Genomic DNA, 17,644 nt, shown 5'->3' on the forward strand with positions numbered 1-17,644 from the left:
CACGAAAAACACATGAAAACCAGCATGTAGTAGAAAATGTGAGCCATATGACGACTGATTGCTGGGCGAATTATGTTTATTCACTGGTCGGCCCGCAACCGACAAATTATAATGCGCTCCATTAGAAAAACTCATCGTCGGCTGGTGTCATGTCTCGTCGTTTACCACCGCTCAATGCTCTCAAGGCATTCGAAGCAGCGGCTCGCCACTTAAGCTTTACCCGTGCAGCAGAAGAGCTGTTTGTTACTCAGGCTGCCATCAGTCACCAGATCAAGGCGCTGGAGGAGTATCTTGGCATCAAGCTGTTCCGTCGCAAAAACCGTTCCCTGCTGCTGACTGAAGAGGGGCAGGGTTACTTCCTCGATATCAAGGATATCTTTGCCTCCATCTCGGAGGCGACCGACAAGCTGCTTGCTCGCAGTGCCAAAGGGGCGTTGACTGTCAGTCTGCAACCGAGTTTTGCCATCCAGTGGCTGGTGCCGCGGTTGGTCAAGTTCAGCGAGCGTCATCCCGATATCGATGTGCGGATCAAGGCTGTCGATCTCGACGAAGGGTCGTTGACTGACGATGTGGATGTGGCTATCTATTACGGGCGCGGCAACTGGCCGGGTCTGCGTAGTGACAAGCTGCATACCGAATACCTGATCCCCGTCTGTTCTCCCTTGCTGCTGACTGGACCCAAGCCACTGCGCACTCCGCAGGATCTGACGCACCATACCTTGCTGCACGATACCTCCCGCCGTGACTGGAAGGCCTGGTTCCGTCAGCTCGATATCGATGCCCCCAACGTCAATCAGGGGCCCATCTTCAGCCACTCCACCATGGTGATCCAGGCGGCGATCCACGGCCAGGGTGTGGCGCTCGGCCACAGCGTGCTGGCACAACCCGAGATTGAGGCCGGCCGCCTTATCTGCCCGTTCGAGCAGGTGCTGGTGAGCAAAAATGCCTTCTATCTGGTGTGCCAGGAGCAGCAGTCGGATCAGGGCAAGATCGTTGCCTTCCGCGACTGGATGCTGGAGCTGGTAGAGCAGGAAGAGGCTCGTCGCAGGGCAAGGCTCGCCGATGCCTGATATGATCCGCGAGGGGGCAGTTGATGCCCCCGTTCGCATTTTGCTGGCCCACGGTGCGGGTGCAGGGATGGCTCACCCCTTTCTTGCCGGGTTGTCACACCTGCTGGCTGGCCCTGACATCGAAGTGGTGCGCTTCAACTTTCCCTATATGACCAGGCGTGCACAGGATGGCAAGCGCCGCCCGCCGGACAGGGCGCCTGTGCTGCTCGCTCATTGGCACGACATGATCCGCGAGTTTGCCCATCCACGACTGTTTCTGGCGGGCAAGTCGATGGGTGGGAGGATGGCGGCGGAACTCTATCGTGAAGGCGAGGGTGAGATGAATGCTGCAGGATTGCTCATTCTCGGGTATCCTTTCCACCCTCCGGCCAAGCCCGACAGTTGGCGAGGCGAGGTACTCAAGCATATTGCAGTGCCAACTCTGCTGTTGCAGGGGGAGCGCGATACCTTCGGTAGTCGCGCCGAACTGGCCGATTTCCCCTTCTCACCCGCCGTATCGGTCCATTGGTTGACCGATGGTGATCATGGTTTCAAACCGCGTAAAGCCAGTGGCGTGAGTGAGCAGGAGAATATGCTGCATGCAGCGGCGGCCATCAGCCATTTTGTGGCCCGGCATGGATAGCACGAGAGGGTTGGCTTTATTGCCAGCCGTGATGAGAGAGGGAGTGTGAGGATGCAGATCCATCGACATTGGCTGGTACTGGCCGGTCTCTTCGGGTTGACCGCCACCATGCTGGGGGCTTATGGCGCCCATGGATTGGCGGCGACCGGCATTACGCCCGATCGTCTGGCGGCGTTCAATACCGCCGTGCAATATCAGTTTTTTCACGCATTGGCCCTGCTGGTTCTGGGCTGGTGTGGTGTGCGCAGCAGGGTGATCCACCTGGCTGGCACCGCTTTTGTGCTGGGGATCATCGGATTCTCCGGCAGTATTTACGCCATGGTGCTGCTTGGCAGCAAGGGGCTGGGGTTGATTACCCCGGCCGGTGGCCTCTGTTTTATGTTGGGATGGACGGCCCTGATCTGGGCTGGCTGTCGTCTTGGAGGAAAAAATGAATAATCTGCTGCTTTATTGCCGCCCCGGTTTTGAGAAAGAGGCGGCTGCAGAGATCACCGAGCGTGCCGGTAACATGCAGTGCTACGGTTTCGCCCGGGTCAAGGACGACAGCGGTTATGTGATCTTCGAACTGTATGACGAGGAGCAGGCGGACCTGCTGGCTCGCAAGCTGCCGTTCCGGGAGCTCATCTTCATCCGCCAGATGTTGGTGGTCACCCATGAGCTGAAGGATCTGGATGTCGCGGACAGGATCTCCCCCATCCTTGAGGCGGTGAGTGACTACACCATTTGCGGTGATCTGCGGGTCGAAACCGCGGATACCAACGAAGCGAAAGAGCTGTCGGCCTTCTGCCGCAAGTTCACCGTACCGCTTCGTCAGGCGCTGCGCAGCAACGAGATCCTGACCAAGAAGGAGACGCCGAACCGTCCGGTGTTCCACGCCTTCTTCATGGCCAATGATCACGTGTTGCTGGGTTACTCCTACTCGTTCAACAACTCCGGATTCCACATGGGGATCCCGCGCCTGCGCTTCCCGGCCGATGCACCGAGCCGCTCCAGCCTCAAGCTGGAGGAGGCGTTTTATGTCTTCGTGCCGCGGGAAGAGTGGGATGTGCGTCTCTGTTCAGGCATGAAGGCGGTGGATCTGGGCGCCTGCCCGGGTGGCTGGACCTATCAGTTGGTGCGCCGTGGCATGATGGTGACGGCGGTCGACAACGGCATGATGGCCCAATCCCTGATGGATACTGGCCAGGTCAAGCATATCCGGGATGACGGGTTCGTCTGGCGTCCGAGCAAGAAGAACACCTACTGGCTGGTGTGCGACATGGTTGATAAACCGGCGCGGGTCGTTCACATGATTGCGGACTGGTTCCGTGAGGGCGACTGTCAGGAGGCGATGTTCAACCTCAAGCTGCCGATGAAGAAGCGGTATGCCGAATCGGTGCACAATATCGAGGTATTGCGCGAGATGCTCAAGGAGATCGACAACGCGTTCGTGATCCAGGCCAAGCAGCTCTATCACGATCGGGAAGAGATCACCGTGCATGTTTATAACAAGTACTGGGTCTCCAAGCTCGAGCCCAAGGCGTGATGTAAGCTTTCAGCCCGTACGATAAATACCAAGGCCGACAGGGAAACCTGTCGGCCTTTTGATATCCGGCTGCCGGAAAATATCAGAAACGGTAATCGAGGCGCAGGGAAGATTCGTCGTCAGTCACCTTGATCTCGATCTGCAGCGGGATGGTTTTGTCGACCGGATTGAACTGCATTTTTATCCCGTCTGCCCTCAGCCTGAGGGCGGTGTTCATGCCGCCAGCCTTGAACTTGACCTTGGGTCTGAAGCGTTCAACCGACAGGCTGACGCTCTTTTCCGGGGTCAGATTGAGTTGCGGGTAGGAGGTGATCTTTTGATTACCAAAGTTGTCGGTGGAGACTTCAATACCAAACGACAGGGGTTTGGGCGCCTTGAGCAGGTCGTTGGTATCCAGGCTTGAACGCCATACCTCGGTGGCAGTCCGTTTTTCCTGCTGCGGTAGTTTGGCAGTTAGGGTTGGTTGAGTCTGTTCGAAGGCACTTGCAGTACCACAAACCAGCATCAGACCCGAAACCAGATAGCACCCGTATCCCTTCATGAAAAACACTCCCTGTTCTTCTTCTCTATTGAACATAGTTGCTGTTTCGGGAGTGGCAAAGTAATCGTAAACATAAAAAAGGGAGCCGAAGCCCCCTTTTAAAATCAATAATTTAACTCACAGTCTATCTATGATCGCCTGGGTGAATTCGCTGGTGGAAGCCGTGCCGCCCAGATCGCGGGTGACCCGATCACCGGATTCGATGGTGGCTCGTACTGCCTCGCGGATCCGCTCTGCTTTATCCTGCATGCCGAGGTACTCCAGCATCTGGATGGAGGCGAGGATCACCGAGGTCGGGTTGGCAATGTTCTTGCCTGCGATGTCGGGCGCAGAGCCATGGACCGCCTCGAAAATGGCGGCGCCATCGCCGATGTTGGCGCCGGGCGCCATACCAAGGCCGCCGACCAGACCGGCGCAGAGATCCGAGAGGATGTCGCCAAACAGGTTGGTGGTGACCATGACATCGAAACGCTCCGGGTACATCACCAGGTTCATGCAGGCGGCATCGACGATCATCTCTTCGCTCTGGATATCCGGGTAGTGGCTGGCGATGTCACGGGCCACTTCGAGGAACAAGCCGGAGGTCGACTTGAGGATGTTCGCCTTGTGGATGATGGTGACCTTCTTGCGCCCTTCCTGACGAGCCAGCTCGAAGGCGAACTTGACGATGCGCTCGGCCCCTTCGCGGGTGATGATGCTCATCGCCTCGGCACTCTTGTTGTCGTCGCTGCGCTTCTGACCTGCACCCGAGTACATCCCCTCGGTGTTTTCACGCACCGTGATGATGTCGATATTGTCGTAACGGCTTCTGGTGCCCTTGAAGGAGATGACTGGGCGCACGTTGGCGTAGAGGTTGAACTTCTTGCGCAGGGAGACGTTGATGGAGGTAAAACCGCCGCCGACCGGTGTAGTCAATGGCCCTTTCAGGCTCACCTTGTTCTTCTCAATCAGATCCAGGGTGGCTTGGGGCAGCAGCTCGCCATGCTTCTCGAGGGCAACCAGACCTGCATCAGCGTATTCGTACTCAAAGTCACAACCCGCATGGGTCAGGATCTGGATGGCTGATTCAATGATGCTGGGGCCGATGCCGTCGCCGGGGATCACGGTAATTTTTCTTTTAGACATGAGAGGGTTCCACTTCCAGGGTATAGGGGAGGATGGGGCTGTTTTATAGCATTTACTCAGCAAACCAACCACATTCCTTTACATTCTACTCACTTTCATCAACAGCGAGGGTGAGTCTCGTCATGGTTCGCGCCCTTGCCTGCATTTTTGTTCGGCCATTTAGTCCGGCTGGGGCGGGTAGCGGATGTCCCGCAGGTTGAATCCCAGTGGAATATCCCGCTGCAAGCGCACCAGCCGCTGGGCCAGTAGGGCCTCATCCTGATGCTGGCGCAGCTTGAGCAGTGGCTTGGCGGCATCCTCTTGCTGGCAGGCTTCGAGCATGGCCGCCAGATTGCCATATTGCTGCAACAGCTGGGTGGCTGTCTTGGGGCCGATCCCCGGAACCCCCTTGATATTGGAACCGCCGATGCCGGTCAGGGCCCAGAAGTCGACCAGCTGAGCAGGGGATACTCCATATTGCTGCTGGACGAAGGCGGCATCCAGCCAGCGTTTGTTGAAGTAGTCGCGCACCCGGATCTGTGGGCAGATAAGCTGGCAGAACCCCTTGTCGGTGGAGATGATGGTCGCCTGATGGCCGTGGCTGGCGATGCCGCTGGCCAGGGTGGCGATAAGGTCATCCGCTTCATCGGTCTCGGAGAGCAGGGCATCGACACCGCACTCCCAAAAGGCATCCTGCAGGGTCGCCAACCCCTCACGCAGTTCGGGGGGCATGGGGGTTCGCCCCTCCTTGTAGGCCGGATAGACCTCCTTGCGCCAGCTATGCACCTCGCCATCAAACACGGCAATGACATGGGTCGGCTCGCTATTGGCCAGCAGCTTGCGGCAGGTATTGATAAGGTTGGCGCGGGTTGCAACCAGCGCCTGAGCTGGAGTCAGTGCTTGTTGGGCTTGTACCGCGTGCAGACGGCGAATGAGGTTGAGGGCATCGATGATAAGCAGGTGTGGCCGGATAGTTGACATGGGGCACTCTTGGCGATCGGGACGCACCATTGTAACAAACCACTAGCCTCATGGGGGATTGATGGCTGTCGGGAAAATATAGAGTCAATAAAGAGGGGCGCCGATGCGCCCCTCTGTCGATGATGTGACAGTCTGTCCCCTAACGAACAATGTCGTAGCAGGGCACATACTGGCTGCCTGGCAGCTTCATCCGCTGCTGCTTGACGAAGCTCTCCAGCAGCTTGTCCATCAGGTGCATCAGCTCCTTGTCACCGTGCAGCTTGAAGGGGCCTTTCTTCTCGATGGCGCGAATGCCCCCTTCCTTGACGTTGCCGGCGACGATGCCGGAGAAGGCACGACGCAGGTTGGCGGCCAGCAACTGGGGCGGCTGGTTGCGGTGCAGATCCAGACTGGCCATGCTGGCGTGATCCGGTTCGAAGGGAAGCTGGAACTCCGGCTCAATCTTGAGGGACCAGTTGAAAGAGTAGGCATCGCCGACCGATTTGCGATATTCGCGGATTTTCGGCATCGCCTCCTTCATCACTCGGGCCACTTCCGGCGCATCGCCGACAATGATCCGGTAGAGCTTGGTCGCCGGTTCACCGAGGGTTGCCTTGATGAAGTCGTCGATGGCACGGAAGTAGTCGGCACTCTCTTTCGGGCCGGTCAGGATGATGGGCATCGGCTGCCGCTCGTTGGCCGGATGCATCATGATGCCGAGCAGATAGAGCAGCTCTTCGGCGGTACCGACCCCGCCCGGGAAGATGATGATGCCGTGGCCCAGACGCACGAACGCTTCCAGGCGCTTCTCGATATCCGGCAGGATCACCAGCTCGTTGACGATGGGGTTGGGGGGCTCGGCTGCGATGATGGAGGGCTCGGTAAGGCCGATGTAGCGCCCGTTGCGTACCCGCTGCTTGGCATGTCCGACGGCGGCGCCCTTCATTGGCCCCTCCATGGCGCCCGGGCCACAACCGGTACAGATGTTCAGCTCACGCAAGCCCAGTTCACTGCCCACGGCGCGGGTGTACTGGTACTCGATCTCGTTGATCGAATGGCCACCCCAGCAGACGATCAGGTTGGGATCGGCGCCTGGCAGAATCACCTTGGCGTTGCGCAGGATGGCGAACACCACATTGGAGATATGGGTGGAGTTGGTCAGATTGACCTGGCGGTTGGATTCGAGCTGATTGGAAACATAGAGAATGTCGCGCAGCACCGAGAAGAGGTGCTCCTGAATGCCGCGAATGATCTCGCCATCGACAAAGGCGTGCTCGGGGGCATTGAACAGTTCCAGCTTGACCCCGCGCTCGCGCCGGATCACATGAATATCGAACGATTTGAAGCGCTCCAGGATCTCCTTGGAGCTGTCGGTATGGCTACCGGAATTGAGCACTGCCAGCGAGCAGTTGCGAAACAGTTGATAGATATCGCTGGAGGCAGTCTGCTTGAGGCGATCCACCTCAAGCTGTGACAGCAAATCCATGCTGCCAACGGGATTGATGTGCGTAATCATAGGTTCCCCTTTACTCACTTGTTATCGTTGTGTTTTTTCCCTGGGGAGAAAAGGGATGCTATGTTGCATCCCCTGAGTTCGATAGTAGTGGTAACAGAGGGGGGAGGGAAATAGGGAGACGACTGTTCGCTGTTTTTTTAGCCACCACTCAGGCCAGTGTCACTTGATCCCGACCTGCGTTTTTGGAGTGGTAGAGCGCCTTGTCGGCCCGTTCGAACACATCGGAGGGGTTGTCACCATCCTTGAAGAGGGTAGCGCCGATGGAGATGGTGATCTCCACCTTGGCATCGCGAAAACGGAACGGGATGCTCTTGATGGTCTGGCGCAGGGTCTCCAGCGGCTTCTGGAACTTGTCAGGGTTGATATTGGGCAGCAATACCACGAACTCTTCACCGCCGAAACGGGCGATGAAGTCGGTGTCACGCAGTGCACTCTGCAGCGCCTTGGCGACGACCTTCAACGCCTTGTCACCGGCCATGTGGCCATAGTTGTCATTGATGTTCTTGAAGTGATCGATATCGATGATCGCCATACAGAGCGGGGTTCGGTAGCGCAGCCAGCGTTTGTACTCCTGCTCCAGGCGCTCGTCGAGGGCGGCCCGGTTGTGTACCTGGGTCAGGCTGTCGAGGAACAGCTTGTGCTTTTGAATGGTCAGCCGCTTCTTGTATTCGGCGGTCTCATCCTTCATCAACCTCAGTTTGGACTCCATGGTGGAGAGACGGGTGAGCAGGTGGCGTTCCCGTGCAGCGGTACTTTCCCGTTCTTGCAGCAGCAGATTGATGGCACCCATATGGCCGGAGATGGCACGCTTGAGCGCATCGATGGAGTTATGACTGGCCAGCGAGTGGTCGATGGCCTGCAGTTCGCAGACCAGAGCTTCGCGAGTTTCACGGGTTTCATTCTGTAGTGCACGCCCTTCGTCGAGGGATTCGGTAAAGCCGACATGCACTGCTGACAGGCTCTCGTTGAGGGAGCTGAGAAAGGCGCGTGAGGCTTTGCGCTCCTCGCGGGTGCCCTCGATGATAAGTTCGATGACCTGCATACAGGTCTCTGCCAGCATGGCAGGATTGATGCCGATTAGCAGTTGACGGCGGATATCCCCGAGGCTCTCGCCAATTGAGCCGGCGAAATCAAGTTCGGTGATGAGCCGCTGCAGTTCGTCTGCGATACGCGCATGATCTTTGAGATCAAACGTTTCAGCATCAGGTTGAGGGTCACAACCGGGCTCGCTCTCTTGTTGGGGAGCTGAAGATCCTGACAGTGGCTGGCTTGGCAGCAGCTGGATCTTGATTGCCTGCTGATAGAATTCAAGCAGGCGAATCACCTTCTTTTGATGATCTGCAATACCATAGCCGGCGGGGCTTTTCAGAAATTCCTTGAGGGATTTTCGGGTCTCTTCCGGGAAGCCCTTGATGGTTTTTAGCTGTTTTGAGCCAAGATCAATGGCTGCCTGGGTCAGGGTGAGCGACTCTTCCAGTGCATTGCTGTGCTGCTGCAGCAACTTCTCGATGGCAAGTAGCTCTGTATCCAGAGAGGTGAATGCGGGATTGCTATCCAGTCTCTGCTTGAGTTTGGCGAAGCGATTATCCAGCTCGCGATCGAAGCCGCGGCAAGAGAGCATCAGCTTGTTGATAAACTGGATGCCACGAGCTCGTTCTGCGTCGGAAAAGGAGAGAACGCCGTCGAGCTCCAGCTGTTTTTGCTGGAGGGATTCCCTGAGCCTGGCCAATTGTCCTGCTACGGCAGCGATGTCATTCATTATCAGGTCGCCCTGTTGTCATTATTGTTTTTGGTGTTGGATAGCAACAGTGGCCGAACCCGAGGTTGAGCATCGTCTGTCATCTATTTGCCGGCTGGCCTTCAGCCGCTTGCATCCTTGCGAGGCTGGGCCAGTTAACCCATTGCTTTTCATGAGAAGAATTGACTTTTACCAGCCCCTTGTCAATTGCCATCAAGCCGCATTGCCACACATCCCCATTAAAAAATGCAGCCTGCTGGCAATCTATGGCGGCGAGCTCCAGCCAGGCGTTTTGCCGGTATTTTTCACTGAGCTGAATGGCTCCCGACAGGGCGAGATAGCAGAGATCAAACAGGCCATTGTGATCGAGTGCGGTCGCCGCCTTGGGCAGGAAGGGGTGGCTGACAATCCCCAGGCTTATCTGGCGATCCAGTGCGTATTGGCAAGGGAAGGCGGCGACGGCGGTTAGCAGGTCTCCCGCAAGTTGATGCAGGTTGGTAACGTGGCGCTGCGGCACAACGTAGAGCATGTGCCCTTCACGCAGATCATAGATACGGCCATCTTGCGGGGTCAGGGTATCCATATAGGTGCCAAACGCCTGCTCGATTTCACGGCTGGCCTGGTAGCCGTGGCGCTCGAGGGTGTTGACCATAAAGGGCACCCTGAACAAGAGATAGTGCAGTTTGTCATCGAATTCGCTAGTGGGCTCTTCGCTCAGATACCAGCGATCCGATTTCAGCTGGCGTTTTGCCATCTCTCGGGGCCAGCGATTCATCAGCCGCTGCCAATTGGCAAGACCGGATCTTGGTTCGATCAGCAGGGCCTCACCAGTGCGTTTCAGTTGCAGGCGGGTGGTGCGCAATTTGAGCCAGAGGGTGAAGAAGAGATAGATAAAGAGTGCCAGCAGCAGGCTGGTTGTAATGCTCGACCAGAGATAGCGTTCCTGCTGGTGCTGGCTGTTGTTAAGCTGCTGTTCCAGCTCCTTGATGTGCTGTACCCGCTCGACCTGGACATAGTTGTCGCGGATTGCAGCTTGTTCATGATCAATTTCCTGCTGGCGAACCTCTTCTCCCAAACGATGGAAACGTTTGTAACTGTCGAGGGCCTGGTGCAGGTATCCCTTCTGCTCATAGGCAAGCGACAACAACCGGAATACTTCGTACTGGCGGCGAGTGTCACCTACCTGATTGGCCAGTGCCCGGGCATTTTCCAGCTGCAGGATGGCGATGGCCGCTTCCTGTTTCTTCAGATAGAGCTCGCCGAGCAATAGCAGGGTATCGATCAGCGGCTCTTTGGCATCGCCCAGCTCGTGGGACTGCCGAGCTGCATTGAGGTAGTTGCCGGCCAGCGAGAGGTTACCGCTTTGCAGATAGGTTTTGCCAATCTCGTACTTGAGCAGAGAGGCCTGTGGCCGACTGCTTCCCTCATCGAGCAAGTCCAGCGCATTGAAGAAGTAGACCAGCGCCATGTTGAGATCGCCCTGATCGCGGTTGAGCCGGGCCAGCACGATAAGTGAGTCACATAGCAGTGACGGATTGCCGATGGAGTGAAAATAGTTGGCCGCTTCATTGGCATATTGCAGCGCTTTCTGGGGTTCTTGTTCTTGTTGATAGAGTTTGACTATCTGGTTGGAGAGCAAGCCGAGAAAGAGCGGGTCGTTGAGATTTTTGGCCTGTTGCTGGGCATCGATATATTCACCCAGTGCCAGCTGAGGTTGTTGCAGCACCCGATAAAGGTCACCACTGATGGCGCTGACCCAGGCGCTGGCAAGAGGATTGGCAGCTTTGGCTGCCCAGATCCGAGCATCTGCCAAGTGGGCCTTGGCCTCGTCAAGATGCTGATTCTCAATTTCATAGCTGGTGCGTTGCAGGCGGCTATAGATCTGTAACTGGCTCTGTTTGAGGTCGGGACGGGCCAGCTGTTCATCCAGTTGTTCCAGCAGGATACGGCTGTTGTTCTGGCCATCTTGCCTTAGCCCCTGGCTACGGATTTTGAGATAGAGGGCGTGGGCCTTGAGTTCGGGTTGACGCTCTCTCTCTGCCAGCTCCATCGCCTTGTCGAGGGTTTGCTGGGTAGCTTGATATTGGCCAAGCTGGATTCGGCACTCCCCTTCAAGCAGGTGTGCTCCGATGGTTTGCGAAACGGTGCTGTAGCTGAGCAGAGGCTCGCGATAGCCGAACTCCTGACGATTACTGATGATTTGCTGGGGATTATTGGCTGCACGCGTCAGAAAGGCGGAGGTGATCTGAACACATCTGGCAGGGTTGGTCAGCACCAGTGATTGGGCCTGTTGCAGATCGAGAGATAGTTGCTCCTTGTCCAGATCCAGATTCGGAGCGGACAGAGAAGACATCATCATGGCCAGAAAAAACAGTTGATTCATTGGATTAAGGACGGCGCAGAGGTGTTGGCATGTTATCCAAGCCCACCCCTGCGAGTCCAGCGTTTACTGATGGTGTACTAAGGCTCCTTTGTAGCCAGGTGCATCAAGGTGCCAGCAGGGTTGAGATAGCAGGGTGCTCGGGTGTGATACCGGGCAGCCCTTTATCAACCTCTGCTCTTATTGACGGATCAGACGCAGGTTGGTGGGCACGGCTTCGAAATCGGAGCGGAACGGGTTGATGTCGAGGCCACCGCGACGGGTATAGCGGGCATAGACGGTCAGCTGCGCGGGCTGGCAGTAGTGTTTGAGGTCGATAAAGATCCGCTCGATGCACTGCTCGTGGAACTCGTTGTGCTGGCGGAACGAGATGAGGTAGCGCAGCAGCTTCTCCCGATCGAGTTTCGCCCCCTTGTAGCGGATCACTACGGATCCCCAATCCGGCTGGCTGGTCACCAGACAGTTGGATTTGAGCAGGTGGCTGTGCAGGGTCTCTTCTACCTGCTCACTGCCGGCCGCCCCTTGCAGCAGGGATGCATCAAACTCGTAATGGTCTACCTCGATATCCTGCTCATCGATGCACTCGCCAGGCAGCAGGGCAATCTGGTGCGGCGCCTTGTCGAGTGGGAACAGGGTGACCTTGACGGTCTCGCCCGCACAGGCACTCAGATCCTTGGTCAGCATGGCGGCGACTGCCTCGATAGAGTCGCAACGGGTCTGGTTGAAGGAGTTGAGGTAGAGCTTGAAGGATTTGGATTCGATCAGATTTGCACTGGTGGCCGGAATGGTCACTTCACCCACCGCCACCATCGGCTTGCCTTTGGCATTGAGCCAGGAGAGCTCATAGAGGGTCCAGACATCGCAACCGCTAAAGGGCAGGTCATCGCTCAGCTGGAGATCATCCCGGTTCAGGCTGCGGGGAACCGGCTGCAGCAGGGAGGGGGTGTACTGGCTGATGTAATCGGATTGCTGGCCCAGGCTCAGGCCGGTCAGGGCGCTGGCCCCGGCGTATCTATCTTGTTTGCTCACAGGGTTGCTCACGTAATCTGTTCATGATGAGTGGAATGAAATGGGCCATTGCAGGACCGGATGGTTGCAGCGGTTTGGCTTGGGCGTCGGCTTCTCTGTATCCCGGGTTCTGTTTCCCGGGTCACAAGGTCGGCTGGCAACCTTGTCTGTTACCGGGTTTGGTGGTGCAATAGCGGACTTTGCCAGCAATTGTGGGGATTTTCGATGTCGGATCAAGTTTTGTCTGCCTTGGAGCACTTTTTTGCCCGCTGGCAACGGGATGGCGAGGCCAGACGAGGCCTGCCCCTGTGCGAGTGGGAGGCGGACTGGCGTTCCCCCTGCCAGCTTGGGGAGCCCGCCGATGGTCGGGTTGCCTGGCGTCCTCACCATCGCTCCGAGCCTGCCGACTTTACAGCCATGGCCGATGCCCTTGAGCTGACGATTCATCCCAGCGCTATCGCCCTGTTCGGGCACTGGTTCAGCCGCCCCATCCCCTGCCTTTTCAAGGGGCTGCGCCTTGAACTGATCCTGCCGTGGAACGAGGCGGATCTCGACCTGCTCAAGGAGAACCTCATCGGTCACCTGCTGATGCTGCGCAAGCTAAAACGAACCCCCTCCATCTTTATTGCCACCACCCGCAACGAGATGACGCTCATCTCGCTGGATAACGAGAGTGGTCAGGTGTGGCTGGAGTGGCTCGATTCCGGCCGTCGGCTGCCGTTGGCTCCCTCCTTACCGGCGTTTCTGGAGCGGCTGGAGACGTTGCCGCAATAGCACCTACTCGAGCCAAGGTTACCCATCGGAACGAAAAGAGCCTTGCCATGCGGCAAGGCTCTTTTTTATGGGGTTGCGTACAGGGAACGCGCTTAATCCTTGAAATCCCAGGAGAGGTTGGAGACCAGACGGCAGCTGTCGCACTTGAAGTCGAAGATCTCGTGCAGCGGCGCTGCCAGCGCCCACTCACCGCCACAGCTTGGGCAGGGGCGCGCTTTCTCGTCGGCGGCGCTCAGCCCGCCTACCCGGTAGAGGTAGTAGTAGGTGGGGATGCCGCTCAGCACTTCCAGCCGTTTGGCCAGATCGCTGCCGCGCCGGTAGAGGCGGCTGCCCACTTCGCCGATTTCGTGCAGCGCCGCATGTTCGGCGATAGAGCCGTTCATCTGCAACTGATCGCACGCCTCCCAATCCTCTTGCCACTTGATGATCTGTTTCTGATCGCCGTTGGCGACCGCGGGTAGTTGGTAGAGCGGAATGGGGGCGAAGTGGTCGCCACAGCGCAGCGGCGAGCAGGTGTGCAGGAAGCTGGTATAGAGCAGCATCCAGCTCGGCCGCTCGCCCTGCTGGCCGCAAGGGTCGGTGCTGTCGGAGAGCAGGTCCGCCCCCTGCAGCTGGAGTTTGGGCGCCAGCAGCCCGGCCTGGTTGAGCTGCTGCTCGGCCAGCTTGACCTGCTCGCTCTGGTTGTCCGGATGCAAACTATCCTGCTCTGGGCAGACCACCCGACTGACGAAATAGCCGTCGTGCATGCTGGTGAGGAACTCCCGCCCGAGGATCTGACCCTGATAACGCAACATGTCGAGGTAGTTGACGATGGCCCGCTCGGCTTCGCCAAGGGAGGTATCGCGGTAACACTCAAAGCAGAGTTCGACGATATACATGGTTCAGCTTTGCCCCTGCTGGAGGAGCAAGTCGGTCAGGCGATCCACCTTCTGTTCGATGCGCGCGAGCTGCTCGGCGAGTTGCTGCAGGGTGAGCGGCGGTGCTGGCTGGGGTGCAGCTTCGGGCAGGCTCTCGCTCTCGGAGGTCGCGACGGTCTGCTGCTTCCACTGGCTCAGCACTTTCAGCAGCTCGGCCATCGGCACGGGCTGGGTGAGGCGGGCCTTGATCATGGCGGTAGTGGGCGTCAGGCCCTTGGCGGCCAGCTCGTTGGCAATTCGGATGATCTCGTGAGAGGACATAAGCGGACTCTGGGTATTAAAGAAGGGCGGTCGGGGCGGGATCTTAACCAAAGCCGGCAGGTGAGAAAAGGGGCTGAGGGGTCAGCGAGGCTGGCGCAGCATCACATCGAGCTGGTCGATCGCTTCGCACCAGTCGGAGTCGTGCCACAGGGCGTCGCGCAGAAAGCTGGCCTGGGCGGCGTTCCAGAAACCGGCCTCCGGCAACAGGGTTTCATTGTCGAGGTGATGGTCGTGCACAAAGCGGTGCAGGCTCAGCTCGTCGTTGGCCATCCCGAGCTGGGCAAACAGGGCTGGCAGATCGTGGACAAGGGGTTCCATCTCGTCTCTCCCTTTGTTTAATCCCTGAGATTATAGACAGGCATAGCCTTCGGGCGCAGAGAGGTGATTTGGGATCAGACAGAGGGGATGCGATGGGGGGGCAGATCAACGCCCACGACGTGCAGCCCCTGCATCTTGAGGGTGCCCTGATAGTGGCTCTCGCCATCGCTGGAGAATTCAAACTGATAGTGGGTCAGCAGCCGCAGGGGATGGCGCGCCAGCTCCCGCCGGTTGCGGGCCAGCGACAGCAGTTGCAGATCATGGTGCTGGCAGTAGCGGCGCATGTATTGCCAGGCAACTTCTGCCTGTTGGCGTTGCAGCCAGAACAGGCCGGCAATCGCAATCAGCAACAAAATTCCGAGCATCTCTCCCATAGGCGGGCTTCCTTATCGTGATGTCGATAACCGGGAGTCCTGCTCGGCACTCCCGATCTCCTTTTCTATTTCCCGCCGTGTTGCTCGTAGCGTGAGGGTGAGGCGAGGGGTTAGGCCGAGGCGAACAGACGGCCGATGGCCTTGCCCAGCGCATCGCTGCGGTCGGGGTCACGCAGTCTGGCCAGCATATCATTGCGCAGGGCCGGTAAAGTGACCAACTCGGCAAAAACCTGATTGAAGAACTGGGTCGGTTGTAGCGCCAGCTGTTCCAGATAGTGGCTGAGCAGATTGGCATCTTTCAGGTCGGGCCAGAGCCGGCCGGCGATGGCGAGCAGCAGCGCAGGGCTCGGCTGGGTTTGCAACAGGGTCAGCAGCTTGTTGGTGCGCAAAGTGCTGCCGGGGCAGGAGGCCATGGCGCGGCAGAGGTAGGCCAGGGTCTCCGGGTTGGGGGCGGCGCACTCCTGCTCCTTGCCGATCCGCTCGAGCAGGGCGCCTTGTACTGCCGGCGGCAGCGGGGCGTTTTCAAGGCTCTGGCAGAGGGCGTAGAGCGGCTCTTGCGGCAGTTTGGGCAGTGCCTTGCAGATCAGCGCCAGATTGCGCTCATCATGCAGTCGCTCGGCCAGATCGGCAAAGCCCTGCAGACCCAGTGTCTGCCAACCGGTGTCGTTGGGGGCGGCCAGATAGTGGCAGAGGGCATCGTAATAGGCAGAAGGGGCCTGTTCCAGCTGGCGCGCCAGCTTGGCGTGCAGACTGGCCATCTTGGCCTCCGCCGGGCGGAAGGTGTAGGGATTGTCGGCCAAGCGCTGGGCTTTTTCCTCGTCCAGATCGCCGGTGAGTTTGTAGCCCAGGGTCTCCACCACCTGATCCATGAACAGCTTGGGGCCATTTGACATCAGCAGGCCGCGCTCATCGAGGGCAAACTTTAGGAACCAGAGGTAGTGGCGAGACTCGCTTGGTTGGAAGAAGTGCACTCCCAGCCAGGCGTGTTGTTGCAGTGGCCAGGGGTAGGGCTCCTGCTGCTGCTCGATGCGCACAAAGGTATCGCTTGCCAGTGGGCGCACCTGGCGGCCCATGTCAAATAGCTGGAACTGGGTGCCAGCCTGAGTCAGAAATTCGGTCAAGGTATTGATGGCAGTAGGTGTCGCAGACATGGTGAGATCCGGCTAATGGTGATGCGGGCCGATTATAAGGCCCTTGCCGAGGATAGCCAGTGGCAGCAGACGCGCGTTGCGGCAGATATCAACATGGCAGCCATGCGGGGGGAGGTGTATAGTATCGCCCTTTTTTAAAGGCGGCAGGCCGCGCTGGCTGCCGTGTATGTCGATGAGCCTGCTGAATCGCCGGTGCTGCGCGACCGAATGTATCGGCATTCTGGCTGACCCTGTCGGGTCGGCGGATCAATCTGTGGTTATGAGGAAGAGAGCGAGATGAATCAATATTTGCTGGTAGCTGGCCTGTTGGGGGAACTCACCGCCGAGTTGCAGCGCCTTGAGCGCTGGCAAGCTGACCATCCTGGTGACGAAGCCCTGGCAAGCACCCTGCCTTTTTGTGTCGATACCCTGAGCTTTGATCAGTGGCTGCAGTTCGTGCTGATCCCGCGTATGGAGCAGCTGGTGATGTTGCAGGCGCCGCTGCCCACCAGTGTCTCCCTCTATCCCATGGCCAGCGAAGTCTATAAAGAAGATCTGGCCGAGGCAGAAGCACTACTGCGCCTGATCGCCCGCTTCGATCTGCTGCTCTCCGGCAAAGTGATCGAACAATGATGCCAGCGCAAACCCGAGAAGAGAGTGACCTGAAGCTGACCCTGCTCTATCAGGATGAGTGGCTGGTAGCGGTCAACAAGCCGTCCGGTCTGCTGGTGCATCGCAGCTGGCTCGACAAGGGCGAGACCCGCTTTGCCATGCAGATGACTCGGGATCTCATCGGCGGTCGCCACGTCTATCCGGTGCATCGCCTCGATCGGCCCACCTCTGGCGTGCTGCTGTTTGCGCTCGATCCGGTGATTGCCCGCGCACTGACCGAAGCCTTTACCCAACGTCAGGTACACAAGGAGTATCTGGCACTGGTGCGCGGCTGGGCACCCGAACAGGGGGTGATCGACTATCCCCTCAAGGAGCAGCTGGACAAGATTGCTGATGCCATGAGCAACCCGGATCGTCCTGCACAGGATGCCGTCACCACCTTCCGTCGCCTGCATCGGGTTGAGCTGCCCCATGCGGTCTCCAAGAAGCACCCCACCAGTCGTTACAGCCTGGTCAGATTGTTCCCGAAGACCGGCCGCAAGCATCAGCTGCGCCGCCATATGGATCACCTGTTCCACCCTATTGTCGGGGACACCACCCACGGAGATGGGCGCCACAACCGTTTCTTTCGCGAGCACTTTGGCTGCGAACGGCTGCTGCTGGTGGCCCGCACCCTGAGCTTTACCCATCCGGTGCTCAAGGTGCCGATGCGGATCCAGGCGCCACTCGGTCAGGATGTGCTGCGCCTGTTTGCCGAGCTGGGCTGGCCCGCCAGCGAGAGCGACTACTAAGCG

General features: G+C 58.2%; 19 protein-coding genes. 7 read left to right on the plus strand and 12 right to left on the minus strand.

Going from position 1 to position 17,644, the window contains the following annotated elements:
* The first annotated feature begins 149 nt into the window (after nt 1–149).
* From G5149_RS14210 to rlmM, 4 genes are read left to right on the plus strand one after another with little or no spacing between them, the layout of a single operon-like run.
* Nucleotides 150–1,070, plus strand: a complete 921-nt coding sequence (locus tag G5149_RS14210; protein WP_005343697.1) for a transcriptional regulator GcvA — start codon at nt 150–152, stop codon at nt 1,068–1,070.
* The gene (locus G5149_RS14215) at nt 1,063–1,692 is read left to right on the plus strand and encodes an alpha/beta family hydrolase (RefSeq protein ID WP_216979335.1); all 630 of its coding nucleotides are present in this window, start codon (nt 1,063–1,065) and stop codon (nt 1,690–1,692) included. The genes G5149_RS14210 and G5149_RS14215 overlap by 8 nt, the downstream gene beginning before the upstream one ends.
* Before the next feature lie 51 nt (nt 1,693–1,743).
* Nucleotides 1,744–2,130 (plus strand): DUF423 domain-containing protein, encoded by a 387-nt coding sequence (locus tag G5149_RS14220; RefSeq protein WP_005343703.1) that lies wholly within the window; start codon nt 1,744–1,746, stop codon nt 2,128–2,130.
* Nucleotides 2,123–3,217 (plus strand): 23S rRNA (cytidine(2498)-2'-O)-methyltransferase RlmM, encoded by a 1,095-nt coding sequence (rlmM, locus tag G5149_RS14225; protein WP_005338617.1) that lies wholly within the window; start codon nt 2,123–2,125, stop codon nt 3,215–3,217. The genes G5149_RS14220 and rlmM overlap by 8 nt, the downstream gene beginning before the upstream one ends.
* An 82-nt stretch (nt 3,218–3,299) precedes the next feature.
* Here rlmM and G5149_RS14230 read toward each other — a convergent pair whose 3' ends face one another.
* From G5149_RS14230 to queF, 7 genes are all read right to left on the minus strand, one after another.
* Nucleotides 3,300–3,758, minus strand: a complete 459-nt coding sequence (locus G5149_RS14230) for a hypothetical protein (RefSeq protein ID WP_216979334.1) — start codon at nt 3,756–3,758, stop codon at nt 3,300–3,302.
* A 117-nt stretch (nt 3,759–3,875) separates the two neighbouring features.
* Nucleotides 3,876–4,883, minus strand: a complete 1,008-nt coding sequence (locus tag G5149_RS14235; protein WP_136501477.1) for an isocitrate dehydrogenase — start codon at nt 4,881–4,883, stop codon at nt 3,876–3,878.
* 159 nt (nt 4,884–5,042) lie between these two features.
* Entirely contained in the window at nt 5,043–5,843 is an 801-nt protein-coding gene (gene xni / locus G5149_RS14240) for a flap endonuclease Xni (RefSeq protein ID WP_421212715.1), read from the minus strand.
* 139 nt (nt 5,844–5,982) lie between these two features.
* Nucleotides 5,983–7,338 carry a nucleotide 5'-monophosphate nucleosidase PpnN gene (ppnN, locus tag G5149_RS14245; protein WP_005343711.1) on the minus strand — a complete coding sequence of 452 codons (1,356 nt, stop codon included), beginning with the start codon at nt 7,336–7,338 and terminating at the stop codon, nt 5,983–5,985.
* Between the two features lie 148 nt (nt 7,339–7,486).
* Nucleotides 7,487–9,097, minus strand: coding sequence for a GGDEF domain-containing protein (locus G5149_RS14250; protein ID WP_005343715.1), 1,611 nt, complete (start codon nt 9,095–9,097; stop codon nt 7,487–7,489).
* Nucleotides 9,098–9,176: 79 nt separating this feature from the next.
* Entirely contained in the window at nt 9,177–11,459 is a 2,283-nt protein-coding gene (locus G5149_RS14255; protein ID WP_005343716.1) for a hypothetical protein, read from the minus strand.
* A gap of 177 nt (nt 11,460–11,636) precedes the next feature.
* A complete protein-coding gene (queF, locus tag G5149_RS14260) occupies nt 11,637–12,485 on the minus strand; it encodes an NADPH-dependent 7-cyano-7-deazaguanine reductase QueF (protein ID WP_005343718.1) in 849 nt (282 codons plus the stop codon).
* A 204-nt stretch (nt 12,486–12,689) separates the two neighbouring features.
* Here queF and syd point away from each other — a divergent pair, with 204 nt between their 5' ends.
* Complete coding sequence (gene syd / locus G5149_RS14265) at nt 12,690–13,238, plus strand: SecY-interacting protein (protein ID WP_201996107.1); 549 nt, start codon at nt 12,690–12,692, stop codon at nt 13,236–13,238.
* Nucleotides 13,239–13,330: 92 nt separating this feature from the next.
* Here the strand turns inward: syd and G5149_RS14270 are convergent, their stop codons facing one another.
* The 5 genes from G5149_RS14270 to G5149_RS14290 form a co-directional block, all read right to left on the minus strand.
* Complete coding sequence (locus G5149_RS14270; protein WP_421212718.1) at nt 13,331–14,116, minus strand: Zn-ribbon-containing protein; 786 nt, start codon at nt 14,114–14,116, stop codon at nt 13,331–13,333.
* Between the two features lie 3 nt (nt 14,117–14,119).
* On the minus strand, nt 14,120–14,416 hold the full coding sequence (locus G5149_RS14275; RefSeq protein WP_421212720.1) for a DNA-binding protein: 297 nt from the start codon (nt 14,414–14,416) through the stop codon (nt 14,120–14,122).
* A gap of 81 nt (nt 14,417–14,497) precedes the next feature.
* Entirely contained in the window at nt 14,498–14,734 is a 237-nt protein-coding gene (locus tag G5149_RS14280) for a DUF2789 family protein (protein ID WP_005343756.1), read from the minus strand.
* Between the two features lie 74 nt (nt 14,735–14,808).
* Complete coding sequence (locus tag G5149_RS14285; protein WP_421212721.1) at nt 14,809–15,108, minus strand: DUF3301 domain-containing protein; 300 nt, start codon at nt 15,106–15,108, stop codon at nt 14,809–14,811.
* A gap of 110 nt (nt 15,109–15,218) precedes the next feature.
* Entirely contained in the window at nt 15,219–16,259 is a 1,041-nt protein-coding gene (locus G5149_RS14290; protein ID WP_103251461.1) for a DUF3549 family protein, read from the minus strand.
* 276 nt (nt 16,260–16,535) lie between these two features.
* On the opposite strand from G5149_RS14290, the gene G5149_RS14295 reads away from it, so the two are divergent.
* Together G5149_RS14295 and truC are read left to right on the plus strand one after the other, a co-directional pair.
* Nucleotides 16,536–16,871: a YqcC family protein gene (locus G5149_RS14295; protein ID WP_005338596.1), complete on the plus strand. Its 336-nt coding sequence runs from the start codon at nt 16,536–16,538 to the stop codon at nt 16,869–16,871.
* The gene (gene truC, locus G5149_RS14300; RefSeq protein WP_236344962.1) at nt 16,868–17,641 is read left to right on the plus strand and encodes a tRNA pseudouridine(65) synthase TruC; all 774 of its coding nucleotides are present in this window, start codon (nt 16,868–16,870) and stop codon (nt 17,639–17,641) included. Before G5149_RS14295 ends, truC begins: the two co-directional genes overlap by 4 nt.
* Nucleotides 17,642–17,644 lie beyond the last annotated feature (3 nt).

Origin of the sequence: Aeromonas sp. 600479 (genome assembly GCF_049175515.1) — a bacterium.
Taxonomy (GTDB): Bacteria; Pseudomonadota; Gammaproteobacteria; order Enterobacterales; family Aeromonadaceae; genus Aeromonas; species Aeromonas veronii_A.